Raw genomic sequence first — 17,503 nt, 5'->3', positions numbered from 1 at the left:
TGCCTATTTTTTCGTAAAACTTACAATTTGCATTGTCACAGTAGTGTAAGCCTTTATATTTTTCAAAATCTATGTCCATTCAACAAAGATACTTAACATAACTCACTAATCCAGTACCGGAATTTTTAAGTTCTTTAAATAATCTGCACTCTTTATTTTCAAGTTACTGTCAAATTGAAGATATATACTTTCTAAAAAACCTATCTCAATTAAAAGAGTTAGATTTAAGTGAAAATATTATTAAAACATTACCTCTTGAATTTCTAAAAAAAATATCACTAAAACTTGATATCGAAAACGAGCCAGTTGCTTCTGAAGAAAAGATTTTTTTAAAAGGTAATCCTATCATAAACCCGCCAACTGAAGTAATTAGACGTGGCAGAGAATTTACTATTAATTATCTTAAGGAACTATCCAAATAAAACAAGAGGTAGGAAATAAAAGAACCTTAAAATTTCTCACTACCTACCTCTTACTTCCAAATAAAAATTACCCTTCCAATACTTCCGCCGAAATACCGACGTTAGAGAAACCTCCGTCGTGGAAAAGGTTTTGCATAGTCACCATGCGGGTATAATCGGAGAACATCATCGTTACAAAATCAGCACACGAATCGGCTGAAGCATTTCCAAGCGGTGCCATTTTTTCGGCAAAATCAAAGAATTTATCAAATCCTCCAATGCCATTTCCTGCCGTAGTTTTGGTAGGCGATTGCGATACCGTATTTACGCGCACTTTCTTCAGTTTACCATAGCGGTAGCCGTAGCTGCGGGCAATGGATTCGAGCATGGCTTTGGCTTCGGCCATGTCGGTATAAAAGGGAAACGTCCGTTGGGCGGCCATGTAAGTAAGCGCAACCACGCTTCCCCACTCGTTGATGGCGTCCATCTTTTCGGCAACCTGCAAAAATTTGTGAAATGACAAAGCCGACACATCTACGCTTTTCAAAAACCATTCGTAATTCAAATCACCGTAAGCGCGACCTTTGCGAATATTGGGCGACATTCCAATCGAGTGCAACACAAAGTCCACTTTTCCACCTAATACGTCCATTGACTTTCCGTAAAGATTCTCAATCTCCTCCACAGATGTTGCATCGGCGGGAATAATTTCGGCTTCGCAAGCCTCTGCCAATTTTTTAATTTCACCCATCCGCATCGCAATGGGTGCGTTGGTAAGCGTAAAAGTTGCGCCTTCGGCTTTGGCTTTCAACGCCACTTTCCACGCAATAGAGTTTTCATCAAGCGCACCTGAAATGATGCCGCGTTTACCTTGTAATATTCCGTTTGCCATTTTTTTAAGTTTGCTATTTTCTGTTTTTAGTTTTTAGTTTTTAGTTTCGACGGGACCCGCAGCGGCGGACCGTGCCCGTGCGGTTTGTTGTTTACTGTTTAGGATGTTACTTCAACCATAAATCTCCAATTGTAAACCATAAACTCCTACAACAGTAAACCATCATTATCGGAGCAAAGTAACGAATTTTTGTGCAAATAGTTTTTATGGAGGCTGCTTTCACTCAGGAATATATCCCCTATCAATCAATTCCTGCCGAGGATTGGAAAGCAAATCCGTAGCGCCGTTTTGGAGTAAATAGGTTTGATCGGCAATGTCCAAAACGTCCCGATACAAATGGTCGGTAATGAGAATGCCTTTTTTCGATTTTTGCTCTTGGATAATAGTTTTCAGTTGTTCCACATAAATAGGCGACAAATGAGAAAACGGTTCATCCAACAACACAAACTGCACGGGAGAAAGCAAAATCATCAACGTCTCCAAAAAACGGCGTTCTCCGCCCGAGAGTTGCCCCATTCGTTGGTCTTTCAAAAGAGGCATTTTCTCATAGCCCACAGCATCAGAATCTATACCATACCACTCAAACGCCTCTCCTACCCGCATGGACGCAGGCGTCAGCGGGTGTTGGAGCAAATAGCGAACAAAAACCCGTTTTCGATAAGGCGATTCAACGTACTGTCCGTTCCACCGAACTGACTTGTGGGTTGGAGTCAATGTGCCAAAAATAATTTGCAGCAAACACGATTTCCCGCCGCCGTTACGTCCCAAAACAGCCGTTACCTGATTTCCAGGTATTTTGAGATAAATGTTCTGAAGAATCTTTTGATTCCCAAAAGTCAATTCGATGCTATCAGCCTCTAAAACAGCGAGATGCTCCATGAAAAAATCGTAAGTAAACCAAAAAACAAGAGCAGATCCAATCCAAAAGCGCCGACAAAAAGCGTTGTAATTGAGTAGCCTAAGTTCTGATAAAAGAGGTAAATTTGGCGTAAAAATGTGTACATAAGAACCCAAATTACTCCGTACGAAAACAGCTTAAGCCAAAACAACAGCACTACAAACGACCATAATTCTTCTCCCAAAGGTGCCCCTGCTATGAGCCATGCCCCCCAGGCAACAGCGTGAGTAAACACCCGAAAGTTTCGGTAAAAAAGCCAAACGGCAGATAACATAATGCCTGAATTTTCAGCAAGCTATTCCAATTTTTAAAAAGCCCCAAACCGATTAAGAAACTTTAAGAATTCAATTTATTTTTTCCGTAACCTCATATTCCCACTCGTAAACAGATACCGCCATTTAACATAAACCACCCCATCTGCCCTATCAAAACGCTAATTTTGTTTGTTGTTTTATCGTATATATGTCAATCTTAATTTTTCACTCATTCACCAATCGCAACTAAAAATGTGGCAATTTATTAAGTATGTTTTTGCGACAATCGTTGGTCTATTCCTCTTTTCGCTGCTCGGCTTCTTTCTGTTTATTGGATTAGCAGCCGCTTTAGGTTCTTCTGAAGAAAGAACGACTCTCGAAAGTAATTCTGTTCTCAAACTCAATCTCAACAGTCAAATTCAGGAGGTTTCGGTCGAAAATCCTTTTGCTGAATTGTCGGGCGGCCAAGGAAGTGTCATTGGCCTATTGGATATCAAATCCGCTTTGGCTAATGCCAAACTTGACGACCATATCAAAGGGGTTTACCTGGACGTCCAGTACCCGATGGTAGGTTGGGCTTCTGCCGAAGAGATTCGTGATGCTCTTATTGACTTCAAAAAATCAAAGAAATTTGTATACGCTTACGGCGAAGTAATGACCGAAAAGGCCTATTACTTAGCTTCAGTTGCCGACAAAATTTACCTGAATCCTGCGGGAGGAATGGAATGGAACGGATTAAGTGCCGAATATGATTTTTATAAAGGCACCCTCGACAAACTGGATGTAAAACCTTTAGTATTCCGCGTAGGTGAGTTCAAAAGTGCCGTGGAGCCATTTTTCCGCGAAAACATGAGCGATGCCAGCCGTTTACAAAATCAGGTGTTGATTAACACCGTATTTGACCACGCTGTTGAAAAAATCTCACAATCACGTAGTATTCCCGTAGCACAACTCAAAAACCTAGCCGATTCGCTGAACATTGATTCGCCTCAGGATGCTCTCAAATACAAATTCGTTACTCACGTAGGTTATTATGACGAAGTTGAAACGGCACTGCGTAATGAGCTCAAATTGAAAGAAGACGATAAAATCAAATTTGTAGGTCTCAGCAAGTACGGCAAAGCGGAGAAACTCGTCAAAGAAGGTAAATCAGACAGTCGTATTGCGGTTATCATTGGCGAAGGAGCTATTAATTCAGGCAAAAGCAGCGACGGAAATATAGGCTCGGAAACCATTGCCGAAGAACTGCGTAAAGCTCGTAAAGACAAGAAAGTGAGGGCTGTCGTGCTCCGTATCAACTCGCCGGGTGGCAGCGCCTTAGCATCGGATGTAATGTGGCGCGAAGTGCAATTGACTCGCAAAGAAAAGCCCGTTATTGCATCGATGTCAGACGTAGCAGCCTCAGGCGGTTATTACATGGCCATGGGTTGTGATAAAATCGTGGCTCAGCCCAACACCATCACGGGTTCAATTGGGGTATTCAGTGTCCTCTTTAATTTTGAAGATGCATTTCGTAACAAATTGGGTATCACTTTCGACCGCGTTAATACCAACGCTCACTCCGATTGGCCAAGTGTAACGCGCGAAATGACGCCGTTTGAAAGCAATCGTATGCAACGCAGTACTGAAAATATCTACGCGATATTCACCAAAAAAGCAGCTGAAGGTCGTAAAATGCCACTGGCAAAACTTCAATCCTTAGCGTCAGGACGTGTATGGTCGGGCAAAGAAGCCAAAGCTAACGGACTGATTGATGAATTTGGCGGTTTGGACAAAGCAATTCAAGTGGCAGCGCAGGCCGCTAAATTGAAAGAAGGTGATTACCGGGTGAAATATCCTGCACAGAAAAACGTGTTTGAGGAGTTGATTAATAAATTCACCGGAGATGCAGAAGAACAAATGATGCAACAAAAATTAGGAACGTTTGCTCCTTACATCAAAACCCTCAAGAAGTTGCAACTAATGGAAGGCACTCAGGCAAGAATGGCGTTTGAGATGAAAATCAAGTAAAAAAAGTAACTAAAATGTCGAGAGTCGAATGCAGAATATCGAGGTTTAATCCAATTCGACCTTTTGCATTTGACCCTCATTTTTTTTTCACTTCGACACTCTGCATTCTGAACTCGACATTTAAACTTATTCTCTCACTGCTCCTGTCCGCCAGGCTTCTACCATGGGATACCAAATGGGTTGATATTCTACGTAGCGTTGGAGCTCGTAATAATCGTCGACAAATTGATTAGGACGACGATTGAAAGTGAAGTTAATTTCTGAGAAGTTGGCCCGTTGCGAAAACACCCACACCTCACGGTCTTTACTGCGCTGTACACGGTCCGGAGGACCCATGATAATAAAAATCATGCCTTTATCCGTTTTCCATCCTTCTTTGTAGCTCGTAAATAAGCGATTGGCTTCTTCCACCCGATTATAAAACACGCTGATGGTTCTCTTTGCCAAATCCGTATTGCCACTCATAAGTGTGAGCCAATAGCGGTCCAATGATTTTTTGGGGTCTTTTGCCGCTAATAATTCAGTAATTTCCTGATTTTGACTCATGTACATCACCGGTTTTGCCAACTCAGCCGGGCGCGTCATTTTAGGGAAACGCTTATTGGTTACGACCAATCCAATCCCCGAGGTTTCGGTTGTATCTTCGGTCATATAATAGAGTCCTTCTTCTTTAAAAGTCAAAGGCACACTCGTATTTATCACAAAAGTTGTGTCCACTCCCAACGTGCGCGGGGCATTGCGCGGAGTCGTATTCATGGGCGATGTAGCAGCTTCAAAATCATGATTATAACGCATCACGTACAACGGCCTTACGGTTGTGTTCACATCTTTAATTAAAATGGTATCATTGATATTCACGTAGTTTTGGAGCATCGGCACTTGTCCGCTCCGCTCAAAAAGCGCAAAACGCTCACTCAGTTTAGTCCCTCTGAATTTAACGGCTAAGTCATTGAGTACTTTTTTGGTCGTTCCAATTTCTGAAATTTCAGAAAGCAATACTGCCGCCGTCTGATTTGCAGGCTTCTTCACGTCAAATCGCACCATAAATTTAGAACTGCTAAGTTGAATTACATTCTCCTCATTGAGCGGAATATTGCCATAACCCAGTCGTTCGCGTGAAGAGAAATCGGGGTAGAGGACGTAGTTGAGTGTAAATTTTTCGGTAAATTCTTTCCAACGAACAGGGATATTATTGGGCTTGTTTAAGTCCACCCGCATAAAAATCGAAATGTTGTTGGAGTCTTTGCTCAAAAATTTACTCTTGATACCAAGTATGGTAATGTCTTCAATACTTTTGGCGGCATCTGCCGATTTTTGGGCATCATTTTTACGTCTTTGACTTCCAGATCTTTGCTGAGCCTCAACGATTTGACAGAAAGTCAATAACGTAAGCAGGAATACAAAACTTTTCATGATGAAATAGTATATAGTAATTAGTATTCAGTCTTTTTAATTTCTTCTATATTAAACGTCAAAAGCAGTCAAATAGCATACTGATATTACTTTTTCATTGAACTTATTTTGTCCAAATCAGTAGTTTGGAAATGGCGATAGACTTTCAAAATGATAGCCAACGCTACCGCTGACTCTGCGGCGGCCACTACAATCACAAACAAAGCAAACATTTGCCCCGCCAGGCGAACAGGGTCATACTGAGAAAAGGCCACTAAATTGAGATTGACGGCATTCAAGATCAGTTCAATACCAATCAGCACTGCTATGGTATTGCGTTTAGTAATGATAACGGCTAAGCCAATGCTGAATAAAACAGCAGCGACGATAAGAAAATAGTGGATCGGGACGATTGGTTGCATGATGCAATGTTAAGAAAAATATTCAAAAAGAGGTGCTAACTTTGACCTAATAAAACCTTTACCCCATGTCTGATACGCCCGTTCGCTTACCGCATTATCAACATTTATACGAAACCCTTCGCCAACAATTGCACAAAGGTGTCTATGAACCGGGTAATCTACTGCCGTCCGAGAAAGAATTACAACAAGCTTACAACTTAACCCAACCTACTGTAAGACAAGCCCTTTCGATGCTGGCAGACGAAGGCTATATCAAAAAATACCAAGGCAAAGGCAGCGTAGTTCAACCGCTTCCGATTGGTTCAGGCATGTTGTCCATTGAACCGCAATTTCCTTCGGAGGTTTTGTTCGATGGAAAAATTCAAACCGAAATTTTGCAAAAACCTATCGTAGGAAATTTTCCGGAAGGCTTCCTCTTTGTTCCCGCTAATCCTTCCGGCTTGTTTTACTATTTAGAACGGATACGTTTGGTCAACAACGAAGTGATATTTTACGAAAAAATCGCCCTTCCTGCCCAAGAAGTACCTGATTTCCACAAACAAAAACTCGAAAATCGCTCCTTATTCGGTGTTTTACGCAGTCGCTACAACGTCATTGTGAAAGGTGGAGAAGAAAAAGTATGGGCAACGGCAGCCACCCTTCCCCTGACCGACATCATGCGCATTGAACTGGGAACACCCGTTTTGCGGCTCGAAAAACGTATCGAAACCAATCGCCCTCATCTGACCTTTTACTCTTCATTGTACGCCCGCACCGATATGTATTTATTGCAGGGAAGGTTTTAAATCAATAGTTCTTTTTTATATTTGGGTGATAAACTTCTAACTTCTATAACATACAATGAGCGTATTATCCCAAATTAAGCAAAAAGCATTGGCGGTAAAAGAGCAATTGTTTCCGCAAACTGAATTTGACGCAGCAACTATGCCATGGAGACCGTAAAGAGGCTAATGTAAACGATTTTATAAAAAATTACCAACCACCTTTCGAGGTTTCCTACAACTTGGCCGAAAAGTTGAAATTTTGGCAAAAAAATGGATACGTGGTTTTAGAACAATCCATTCAGGCTGAATTGCTTGATTTGTTTTGGTCAGACGTGGAAGAATTGGTTGAGCATCCTGAAAAATACAAAATGTGGGCCCGCATTGACCTCCCCAAATTTGACCCCGTCCGCGAACGCCCTATCAAAGATTTCTCCACAGAAGATTTAAAAGGCAAATACGTCAAACTCAATGATTTCCATAATCTTTCGGTAGCGGGCAAAAAATTGATGACCCATCCGGCCATTGTGACATTTCTGGATGCAATTTTCCAACAGCAAACAGTTGTCATGCAAAGTTTGGCGTTTATGTATGGAAGTCAGCAACCAACGCATCAGGATTTCCCATGGGTAACGGCAAAGATACCAAGCCATTTGGCTGCTGCCTGGATTCCGCTTGAAGACATAAAAATTGATTCGGGACCATTGTATTACTACATCGGTTCGCACAAAATGCCAAAATTCAATTTCGGTAACGGCATTTTGTTTAACCAACGCTCTACCCGCACGCCGCTTGAGTTTGCAGACTATTTGGATAAAACCTGCAACGAACTCAACTATCCCAAAGATACGCTTCTAATCAAACGCGGCGATGTGTTGATTTGGCATGCTGCCTTGGCACACGGCGGGGATATTATTGCCAATCCTGAGCAGACACGCAAATCGTACGTGTGTCATTATTCTACTCACGAAGCCTTGCCCTTTCATCGTCATCGCCCCGGCCAAGAGCCTGTTACCGAATATCACAATGGCGTAGCCATCTATCAGAATCCCGATTTCGGTGATCAGGAAAATATCTTGAAGGCAGGAGACAAGTCGTAAAGTCAGCTTATTGAATGGCATAGAAAGCCCTTTTTCATGCCATTCATTTAAAATCATCGAACATTAATTCCTTAAAAACGATGCTCTCATAAGCGCTCTTTTGACCGGCTTCGTAATAACAGGCCAAATTACCGTTTGGCAAAACAACGAGATTCGAATACGCGGAAGGACCTTCGTGCAGGACATTTTTCAGTTTCCACGATTTGCCTTTATCGTACGATAGTCTCACGGTCATGTTGGTTCTTGACTTTTGATTGGCAGGGTTTGAAAAAGCCAGAAAAGGTTTTCTTCCTGTATGGTCATACCAAAGCAAACTGCCCTGACAAACGGGCTCAATAAGAGTGCTGTCGGCCTTCAATTCAGACCAAGTTTCTCCTCCGTCTTTGCTGGTTGATGTCTGGCGCACCTTTGTGGAATTGTAGTTTCGCATATTCAGTAGTAGGATTCCTTTGGGCAATTCGGCAACGGTACACTCATTGACCATATCAGTCGGCGTTGTGCCGCCGAGTTTCCACGTCAATCCGCCGTCATCGGAGTAGATACTGTGCGAATAATATTTTTTGGATTCTGCTTCAATATGGTCACAGGGAATGACAAGCCTTCCCCTGTATTTTTTGGATTGCATCTGAACACCGTTGCAAGGTCCCGTAGCATACCATGTCCAGTCGGGCTTTTTGACATCTGAAGTAATGTCTCTGGCCTTAGACCAACTGTTGCCCTCATCGTTGGAAGAAAGAACAAAAATCCTGCGAGTATCTTTACTCGTTCCGGCAATGATTTGTTTTTCATGATCGGTGCCCAAATTCCAAGTGGACAACAGAATGATATTTCCTGTTTTGCGATCCACTACGGGCGCCGGGTTCCCACAGGTATTATCGGCATCATCCCATACGATGCTCATTGGGGACCAAGTTTTCCCGCCATCAGCAGAACGCCTGACAACCAAATCAATATCTCCCGCATCACCACAACCATTTTTTCTGGCTTCGGCAAAGGCCAACAGCGTTCCTTTATTTGTGAGAATAATGGTTGGGATTCGGTAACATTTATACCCCTCTTCGCCACTTTTGAAAAGTGCGTTTGGTTCCTGTCCGAATACTGCTTCTGAAACTAAAAACAGAAGAGCAACAACTCCTTGTATATTTTTCTTTAAATGACTTATTACTCTCATAGTCAGTTTATTAATATGGTGCTTGTATCTATTTAAGCTTCTTTAAAATCGTCGGTTTGAGGCTTTAAAAATGTTAGTTGAATCGCCAAGGCCACCACAACTACGATGGCTAACAGGGCAAATGCCTGGCCGAGGTTGTTGGCATCGGAAAACTTCCCCAAAACGCCGGTAGCAAAGGCCCCCGCTAATACTCCCAACATGTTCATCAAGCCGTAGGCCGTTGCGCGGTAGTTGGAAGAAACAAACTGGCAGACAATGGGCATATTATTGGCATCAAACATCCCAAAGCCAAAACCGAAACAGACAGCTGCCAGAATGCTTTGAGTCAATGAATGACCGTATCCAATCAACAGCAAAGCAGGTATGGTAAGCGAAATGCCGATGGCACTTGAGTAAATTCTGGCCCGAATGTTTTTTTGACTCCACTTATCCGACAACATACCGCCAAAAATAACCCCTGCAAAAGAGGACAAAGCGATGGTAATGGTAGCAATCGGCCCGGCTTGTGACATTTCAATCCCCAGATTGTCGGAAAACAAGGTTGGAAGCCAATTTTTCACTGCCCAACCCGGTATGCCCGGCAGGGCAAAATAGAAGAGTATCACCCAAAAGGAGGCATTGGTCAGTAACAAGGGTAATCCTTTAAGAACAGCTATTCCTTTCCCTTTCGGACTTCCCTCTTGGACCGGTTGATTGGTTCTTTTGTCTTTTAAAAACAGGACCAAAACAAATGAATACAGCATCCCAATAAGGCCGAAAATACTGAAGGTGTATTGCCACGAAAAATGGTGTGCGACCGTTGCTCCAAACCCACCTAACGCCTGACCGGCATAAATGCCTGTCATGTGAATACCGATGGCCAATGACCTTGTTTTGGGAGAATGGTATTCGGCAATCATCGCAAGACCTGCGGGTATATACAGGGCTTCACTGATTCCCATCAAAGCACGGAGGATATACAACTGATTGAACGTCGTAGCATGGCTCATGGCATAAGTCACCAACGACCATACAAATAAACTACCCACAATCAACCCTTTACGACTGAGTTTGTCGGCAATGAGTCCCGCAACAGGGCTCATAAGACCATAAATCCATAGGAAAATAGCCATCAGATAACCGAAGTTCGTGGCAGATTGCAACTCCTCAATATCCAACTGCATACTTGGTTTCATGGTTGCCAACATTTGCCTGTCCAGATAGTTCAGCAATGCTACAAACCATAATAACCCCACTACGGTCCAACTGTATTTTTTTGTCGTATTATCCATGCGAAAAAAAGAGTGCGTCAAATTTCAGGTTTAAATGAGTTTCTTTTGCTATTTTCTACTTGGTTTAATCATCAAAACCCGAGGCGTTCTTGTACCCGGGCGCACCTCCCCTCCGGGCATCACATACCCTCCGTGCCACGCCACCAAGGGAGTTGTCACAGGCAAATACGTACTTTCATTGGGGTGTGTTTCCGCATTGACTTTACTATCTATTTGAAAATGCTCAATGGTTTTCCATTGGTCAGTATGGATGTCATAACCAATGATTTTTGTGTTAAAACCGGGATGCTTATCTTTTAAAACAAGGGTATTGGCAGCGTTTTCGCCACTGTCTCCCCCCACAACAACAATCTGATTATCAACTACAAAGGCAGGATTAGGTGCAGCTACGGTTGAATGAGGCAAATTTGCCAATTGAGCCCATTGATTTGTTTTTGGGTCATAAGAATAAGCATCTTTCAGGTAGACGCGCTGAACGGATTTGTCTTTTGTATTTTCAATCAAATTTGTCCCCGAAAACAAATAAAACTTGCCATTGTAACTTGCTGCAACGCTCAACATGCGAGCCTCTCCGCTCCAAGATGGGAGCAATTTCCAAGAACGTTTAACAGGTTCTGCGGATAAATCCAAGGTGTAAAATGTATGTAGGGCCTCTTTGGCATTCGGTTTTTCTAAACCTCCGGCTACGTACAAAATATCGCCCACTAAAGCACCACAGGCATTGGCAATCGTGGAAGGAAAACCGGGCAGATTTTCAAATACTACTTGTCGATCTTTCCAACGCATCAGAAAACTCTCGGCAAAATGCCCCTCTTCATTACTTCCTCCCACGCACACCACCGCATCGCGCCACGTAAGCGAAACCGAATATCCTAATGGACGTGGCAGTTTTCCTACTTTCAGCCATTTCCCATCGGGCTTTTCCAGAACAAAAATTTGATAATACCATTTTTTTGTACTCCCATTCCAGGGACGCCCGCCGTTAGGAAAATTGCTGCCGCCGGCCACGATTAAGGCACCGTTTGAGATACCCGCCAAAGAACCCGCAAAACCATCGTTATCGGGAATTTTCGGCAAATTCTTTATGGTAAAATGCGTTTGCGCATGAAGAATTTGAGCCATGATGATAAAAGAAAAAAGTAAGATAAAATCAGGCTTTAGTAAACGCATCGGAAGTAGTTTGAACAGTGGATTTAGAGGTTTTTAGAGCCTCCCAAAAACCTATTTTCTCTAAGTCATTTTGCAAGGTTTCATACTGTTCTCCTGAAAGCGTTACCAAAGGCAAACGGCAACCGCCTACGTCGTTGCCCAGCATTTTCATAATGGCTTTTTGTCCTGGTATAGGTGGGTGCTTGATCAACATTCGTACCATATCTACCAACAAACTCATGGTATGTTGAGCCGCTGCAAGGTGACCGTTTTGAAAATCATTCATCACGCTTAGATAGAGCGGCGCGGCAAAGTTGTAAGTGCTTCCAATGGCCGCTTCGGCTCCTACACTCAGGGCAGGCAACAGCATTTCGTCGAATCCATATAAAATAGTAAATCGGTCACCAAAGTGATTCAGACAAGCGTGGTATTCCCAAATCGTATTGGCCGTGTATTTGATACCGTGCAGGTTAGTAATTTGATTTTCAGCTAATTCCAAAAATCGCAACATGTCCATTCCCACACCTGTCAATATAGGAATGTGGTAATAATAAAACGGCAATTGCGGGGCTGCTTCGGCAATTTGTGCCATACAGTTTACCAGATTTTCGACGGAAGTGGGTTTGAAGTAAAAGGCCGCTACGGCCGAGGCCGCATCAGCCCCAATCTCATAGGCATGTTGCATCAGCGCTTTAGATTCGGCAATACTCGAATGACCTACGTGTACCCAGATTTCTATCCGTTTGTCGGCGGCTTTCACAAAGGCTTCGGCTACGTCCTTGCGCTCCTGAATGGTCAAATTAGGGCCTTCGCCATTGGATCCGCAAATAAACGCACCCGCTAATCCATCAGTGATTAGATTTTCAACTAACGTCGGAATCATGGCTAAATTTAAACTCCCGTCAGGATGTAATGGCGTGAAAGGAGCGGAAAATAACCCCTTAATGTGTTTTTTTGTCATAATAATGTAGGATTTCGATGCACGACATCATTGAAAGAGCGTGCCTTACAATAATTCACTCACTAAAATCTGTTGAAAAACCAAGTCTGCCTGACTGCTTTCGTAAACGATTCCAACCGTCTTTTCATCAATGGAAGTGATGCAGGAATAACCTCGTCCTTTCAGCTCGTCCAACAAAATCCATTGGGCTTCGGGCCAGGTATTTCCATCGTCCTTGCTGACTTTCAAGGTGATATGGTCTCGGTCCGTTTTGGAATTTGGATTGGCAAACAGAAATACACTTTGCTTTTTACCGTTTTTTGTAAAATCATGCCGATGAATCGACGCCATGCAGGTGGGCTCAGGCAAGGCTTTGCTTGAGGTAGAATGGATAGCCCAATTCACGCCCAAATCCCGCGTAACGGCTACTTCGCGTCCGTTGTTGGCCGAGAGGTCTCCCCGATTTTTGCCCGCTCGCATATTGAGCATTATAGAGCCGTCCGTCAGTTGCACGGCCATGTTTTCGTTGGTACTTTCAGCACTTGCTTTATTGCTTGTTTTCCACGTTTTCCCGCCGTCTTGGCTGTAGGTAATGTTTGAAAAAGGTCTTCCTTCCTGGTCACGGCCCTGTGTTGGAAAGACCAATGTCCCATCCGCCAAGGTGATACCATGCCCGGGTGCAGGTGCCAAGAGCCACCACTCTTCTTTTTTACACGTTTTAGTCAAGTTGATGGGTTCACTCCACGTTTTCCCGTCATCGGTGCTCTTCACAATCAGGAATTGGGACGTTTGTTTCACATCAAAACCCGGTTGCGAGCCTTTGGTACGCCATTGGTGGTTCCACTCTTTGCTGTTTTCATTGAGGCCTTCGAGCCATTTTCCATCGCTGTTGATGACCCCGTACATCCACAAACCTGCCAAATAGATAGTACCGGAATTTTTATCCACCAAAATACACGCATCCGAAACACCGTTAAATTTTTCAGGTAAACCGCCCCATTTGCCCATGTCCATGCCAATACGCATTGGCTCCCACGTTTTGCCAGCATCCGTACTACGACTTACACCAATGTCAATATCTCCCTGCAAATCGCGATTACTTTCACGTCGTGCATCATACACTGCCAAAAGCGTTCCCTGATTGGTAGTGACCAACCCCGGAATACGAAAGGTATGAACATTATCGTCGTTGTGTTGTCGCAAAGCAATACCAATACGCTGCTTTATAGTGTTTTGTGAGCGAAGGGGTATCTCGTCTTTGTTTACCATCACATTCACACAAGCCGCGTCCACGACTCCCATTAAATCAGCTTCGGGGTTAAGCTCATACGATAACCAATAATAGTTATTACCTAATGTCAACGACTGGTTTCCCTCAATAGTAAACTGTTTTCCAAACTTTGTTGTCGTACCGAAAAGGGTTGCTTTTGCGGGCATCAACATCGAGTCCTTCCCGCAATAGTACAATTTGGCCGTTTTTAGAGCTTTGAGTTGCGAGGTACCGGCCGTTTCAAACACAAAATGGCCGATCTGCTTTTGAGCAGTTGGGTCTTCCACAATTACATTCACCCGTACAATGGGATTGTCTGCCTTTCCTTTGAGCACAGGGGTGACGAATTGCTTTTCGCTGAGCATCACTCCTGCTGTTTTTTGGGCAAAAGCAGGGAAAAAACCGGCCGAAAGACCGATAATAGTGAAAAGTAATAGGAGGGATAACAATGAATTCTTCATAGGATTTAATACCCTTCTGTTTGTTTAAGCGAACTGTTTGCTCCCAATACGGTGGTATTGAGGGGCCAGAACAAAGGTGTTTTTTTACCAATCAAATTGGGGACGTAGGTGTATATGTCCAAGGTACTTCCTTTGTGAAATCGTACTAAATCGTACCAACGTTTGTTCTCAAAAAACAACTCACGACCGCGTTCATCTAAAATCTCTCTTTCCACCGCAGCTTTGGTCATAGTTCCTTTATAGTCACCGTTGCCTGCGCGAACGCGCACTTTGTTGAGATAGGTTACTGCATCTGTGACATTGTTTAAGGCGGCATACGCCTCAGCTTTCATCAGGAATACATCAGCTAAGCGGAAAATAATTAACTCATTGTCCGAAATACGGTCGTCGGAATATTTTGTACCCGAGTATTTGGTAATCCATGCCACTTTAGGACCCGTACTTTGGCGTTCAAGAATCCACGTAAAAGGAATCCGCTTGTCTTTGGGATTGGCGGCAAACAAGGCCCGCGATTGGGTGCTGATTTGATAGGCTCCCTGTCCGGTGGTAGAGGTTTGGGCGTAAGGAATACTATCTAAATTGATGGCTCCTCCGATAATGGCCAAAAACGGCAAGGCATTCAATCCATAATTTCCACCCGTTTCATCACGACTGAAATAGGCCGACAGAATAATTTCGGGATTGGCCGTAGCGCGTAAACCTGATACGTTTTTAAAATCGGCATTGAGTGTCCCCCCCGACGCTTCGACTTCGGTAATGGCCGTAATCGCATCGTTAAAATCCGCCGCGCCGCCGCCCAAGACTTTGGCGCTCCAGAGCTTAGCCTCCGCTTTTAGTGCCTGCGCTGAACCATACGCAAAGCGGTATTTGCTTGGGTACGTTTTCGCCGAAAATCCAGTCATGCTTTTGTACAACTTAATGGCTTCGTCCAAGTCAGTGTTGATTTGTTTCATCACATCGACGGCCAGTGAGCGGGGTAAAAGGGGGACGTTTTCGTTTACCACAGCCTGCAACATGAGCGGAGTATCGCCCACAATGCGCGTCAGGTGAAAATAGAAATAGGCTCTTAGACAGTACGTTTCGGCCAAAATCCGTTTTTTGGCGTCAGGATTGGAAGCAAAGGTAAAGGGTTCTATTTTAGCCAATAATAAATTGCAGTGCCCGATGGCGCGGTACCAATCGTTGTAATTGACCGCTCCCGAGGAAGGGGTTATAATTTGTGACCAAGCTACGCCAAAACGGGAGTTGGAAGCGGCAATGAGTTCTTCGCTGCGCTCTATGCCGTAAGTTACGTTGTTGGCAAAGTTTCGCATAAAGGTATAAATACCCGTCAGATTGGGTTCAAAATCACCTTCATTTTGAAAATAGACTTCTTCGGTGATGCTGGATTGTGGCTTTACATTCAACAGGCTGTCGCAACCCGTTAAACTGACCAGAGAGAGGGCTATCGTTGCTAAGTATATAACTGTCTTTTTCATTGTTATTTCATTTTAAGTGGTCGTGAGTTCTTCCCGAAATTATGCTGCATTAAAACCGAATAGTGGTTCCAAGTGACAATTGCCGTGGGCGAGGATACCCGATGGCATCAGCTCCTGAATAGGTTTCGGGATTAACGCCCTGATATTTGGTGAGATAGCCCAAGTTGAATACGCTGGCAAAGATATTTACCCCCGAAAGATGAACTTTTTGAAGGAGGTTTCGAGGAATATCGTAGCTCAATGAGACCTCTCTAAAAGCCATAAAATCCCCTTTTTCAATCATCACATCTACATCCGATTTATAGCCCGTCGTGCCCAACGTTCCCCCGCGCAGGTAGTTGCGTTGTCCAAAGTCAGCATCGGCAAACGAAAACCGGGCGTACTTTTTACCGGTATCTCCCTCTTTCTGCCAAATATCAGGACCAAGAGCCTGCTCGGGTGCGCCTTCGTTAAAGGCCCGTCCCTGTCCAAGCGAACGTGCCAATGCGCCGTTGCTGATAAGATGTCCCATGGCATAATCCACGGCTATTTTCAGCGAGAGTGATTTGTAGGTCAATATGTTTTGCATACCGCCAATTTTATTGGGATTGATATACCCCAGAAAAACTTGGTCTTTGTTATCAATCACCCCGTCATTATTGATGTCGTCGAAAATAAAATCACCTGCATGTTTTTTGGCAATGATACCGTTAGGTGAGGCTAAGTTGTCTTTTTTGGTGGCGTTCCAGGCTTTGGCTTCTTCTTCAGTGGCAAACACTCCCAACGTGCGAAAGCCATAGTAGGCAAACGGGCGCTCCCCTTCGGCAATTCCACCGGCTTGGATTTCCTGTTTGGAGGCTTCATTGTAAATGATATCTCCGCCCTGACGGTTTTTCGAGCGTCCGTTGTCTGGTAATTTCAGAACAGTCGTGCGGTTGAAAGCAAACGAGAAGTTAGTTCTCCATGAAAAATCCGCTGTTTTAAACACGGTCGCCCCTAATTCTATTTCTACCCCTTTGTTTTGCAAGGTTCCGTTATTAAATACAATGGAGGGAAACGGTGCTTCGGAAGGTAATGGTTTGGAAGCCAGTCGGTTTTTGGTCAATTTATTGTAAAAATCAACGGTAAACGTCACTCGGTCATTGAACAACCCTGCGTCAATGGCCAAATCCGTCGTTTCGGTTGATTCCCAGCGTAAATTTGGGTTGGAAAGGTTGGCTCGCAAAATCCCCGTTCCCACAGCATAGTTAGACGAACTATAGCCTCCATACGTATCCGTAATGCTCAAATCACTTGAACCGGCTTGCCCCCAACTTGCTCTGAATTTAAACATACTGACGGGAGCAAATTTCCAGAAACTTTCTCGATGAATATTCCAACCTACTGAGGCAGAAGGAAATAAGGCGTATTTGTTTTCGGGAGCAAAGTTTGAGAATCCGTCATAACGAAGCGCCGCACTGACCAAGTACTTGCTGTTGTAATCGTAGTTGAACTGCCCGAAATAACTGGCCGAACGTGTCTCTCCCAGTGTGGTTCGAAAATCCGTTACATTACTGGTTACCACGCCGTTGATCACCGTTGTCGCGGGTTCATTGATGGTGTAGATATAGTCGTTGGTAGCCCGTTGAGAACCGATATTGATGACGTTACTAGT

Annotated in this window: 15 protein-coding genes; 3 read left to right on the top strand and 12 right to left on the bottom strand. The window is 43.8% G+C overall.

Going from position 1 to position 17,503, the window contains the following annotated elements; genetic code table 11:
• Positions 1 to 489: 489 nt before the first annotated feature.
• The 3 genes from Q0081_RS21645 to Q0081_RS21635 form a co-directional block, all read right to left on the bottom strand.
• Positions 490 to 1,293, bottom strand: a complete 804-nt coding sequence (locus Q0081_RS21645; RefSeq protein WP_298358418.1) for an enoyl-ACP reductase — start codon at positions 1,291 to 1,293, stop codon at positions 490 to 492.
• Positions 1,294 to 1,512: 219 nt separating this feature from the next.
• Entirely contained in the window at positions 1,513 to 2,172 is a 660-nt protein-coding gene (locus Q0081_RS21640) for an ATP-binding cassette domain-containing protein (protein ID WP_298358415.1), read from the bottom strand.
• A complete protein-coding gene (locus Q0081_RS21635) occupies positions 2,151 to 2,465 on the bottom strand; it encodes a hypothetical protein (RefSeq protein ID WP_298358412.1) in 315 nt (104 codons plus the stop codon). The genes Q0081_RS21640 and Q0081_RS21635 overlap by 22 nt, the downstream gene beginning before the upstream one ends.
• Before the next feature lie 232 nt (positions 2,466 to 2,697).
• Between Q0081_RS21635 and sppA the strand changes: the two genes are divergently transcribed.
• Positions 2,698 to 4,455, top strand: a complete 1,758-nt coding sequence (gene sppA / locus Q0081_RS21630) for a signal peptide peptidase SppA (protein WP_298358409.1) — start codon at positions 2,698 to 2,700, stop codon at positions 4,453 to 4,455.
• 126 nt (positions 4,456 to 4,581) lie between these two features.
• Here sppA and Q0081_RS21625 read toward each other — a convergent pair whose 3' ends face one another.
• Positions 4,582 to 5,868 carry a GWxTD domain-containing protein gene (locus Q0081_RS21625; RefSeq protein ID WP_298358406.1) on the bottom strand — a complete coding sequence of 429 codons (1,287 nt, stop codon included), beginning with the start codon at positions 5,866 to 5,868 and terminating at the stop codon, positions 4,582 to 4,584.
• Between the two features lie 86 nt (positions 5,869 to 5,954).
• Positions 5,955 to 6,269, bottom strand: a complete 315-nt coding sequence (gene nuoK / locus Q0081_RS21620; RefSeq protein ID WP_298358404.1) for an NADH-quinone oxidoreductase subunit NuoK — start codon at positions 6,267 to 6,269, stop codon at positions 5,955 to 5,957.
• Positions 6,270 to 6,334: 65 nt separating this feature from the next.
• Here nuoK and Q0081_RS21615 point away from each other — a divergent pair, with 65 nt between their 5' ends.
• The gene (locus tag Q0081_RS21615; protein ID WP_298358400.1) at positions 6,335 to 7,054 is read left to right on the top strand and encodes a GntR family transcriptional regulator; all 720 of its coding nucleotides are present in this window, start codon (positions 6,335 to 6,337) and stop codon (positions 7,052 to 7,054) included.
• Between the two features lie 125 nt (positions 7,055 to 7,179).
• Complete coding sequence (locus Q0081_RS21610; protein ID WP_298358397.1) at positions 7,180 to 8,130, top strand: phytanoyl-CoA dioxygenase family protein; 951 nt, start codon at positions 7,180 to 7,182, stop codon at positions 8,128 to 8,130.
• A 43-nt stretch (positions 8,131 to 8,173) separates the two neighbouring features.
• On the opposite strand, the gene Q0081_RS21605 is transcribed toward Q0081_RS21610, so the two are convergent.
• The 7 genes from Q0081_RS21605 to Q0081_RS21575 form a co-directional block, all read right to left on the bottom strand.
• Positions 8,174 to 9,301 (bottom strand): exo-alpha-sialidase, encoded by a 1,128-nt coding sequence (locus tag Q0081_RS21605; protein WP_298358394.1) that lies wholly within the window; start codon positions 9,299 to 9,301, stop codon positions 8,174 to 8,176.
• A gap of 32 nt (positions 9,302 to 9,333) precedes the next feature.
• A complete protein-coding gene (locus Q0081_RS21600) occupies positions 9,334 to 10,572 on the bottom strand; it encodes an MFS transporter (RefSeq protein ID WP_298358391.1) in 1,239 nt (412 codons plus the stop codon).
• 48 nt (positions 10,573 to 10,620) lie between these two features.
• Entirely contained in the window at positions 10,621 to 11,742 is a 1,122-nt protein-coding gene (locus Q0081_RS21595; RefSeq protein ID WP_298358388.1) for a kelch repeat-containing protein, read from the bottom strand.
• Complete coding sequence (locus Q0081_RS21590; protein ID WP_298358385.1) at positions 11,723 to 12,682, bottom strand: dihydrodipicolinate synthase family protein; 960 nt, start codon at positions 12,680 to 12,682, stop codon at positions 11,723 to 11,725. The genes Q0081_RS21595 and Q0081_RS21590 overlap by 20 nt, the downstream gene beginning before the upstream one ends.
• Before the next feature lie 45 nt (positions 12,683 to 12,727).
• Entirely contained in the window at positions 12,728 to 14,392 is a 1,665-nt protein-coding gene (locus tag Q0081_RS21585) for a sialidase family protein (protein ID WP_298358383.1), read from the bottom strand.
• Positions 14,393 to 14,397: 5 nt separating this feature from the next.
• Positions 14,398 to 15,870, bottom strand: coding sequence for a RagB/SusD family nutrient uptake outer membrane protein (locus Q0081_RS21580; protein WP_298358380.1), 1,473 nt, complete (start codon positions 15,868 to 15,870; stop codon positions 14,398 to 14,400).
• A 49-nt stretch (positions 15,871 to 15,919) separates the two neighbouring features.
• On the bottom strand, positions 15,920 to 17,503 hold a 1,584-nt coding region (locus Q0081_RS21575; RefSeq protein WP_298358377.1), incomplete at its 5' end, for a TonB-dependent receptor domain-containing protein.

The sequence above is a fragment of the Runella sp. genome, assembly GCF_027484545.1.
In the GTDB taxonomy this organism is placed as follows: Bacteria; Bacteroidota; Bacteroidia; order Cytophagales; family Spirosomataceae; genus Runella.
The sequence above is the reverse complement of the archived record's forward strand: the minus strand, read 5'-3'. Positions and strand labels throughout refer to the sequence as shown.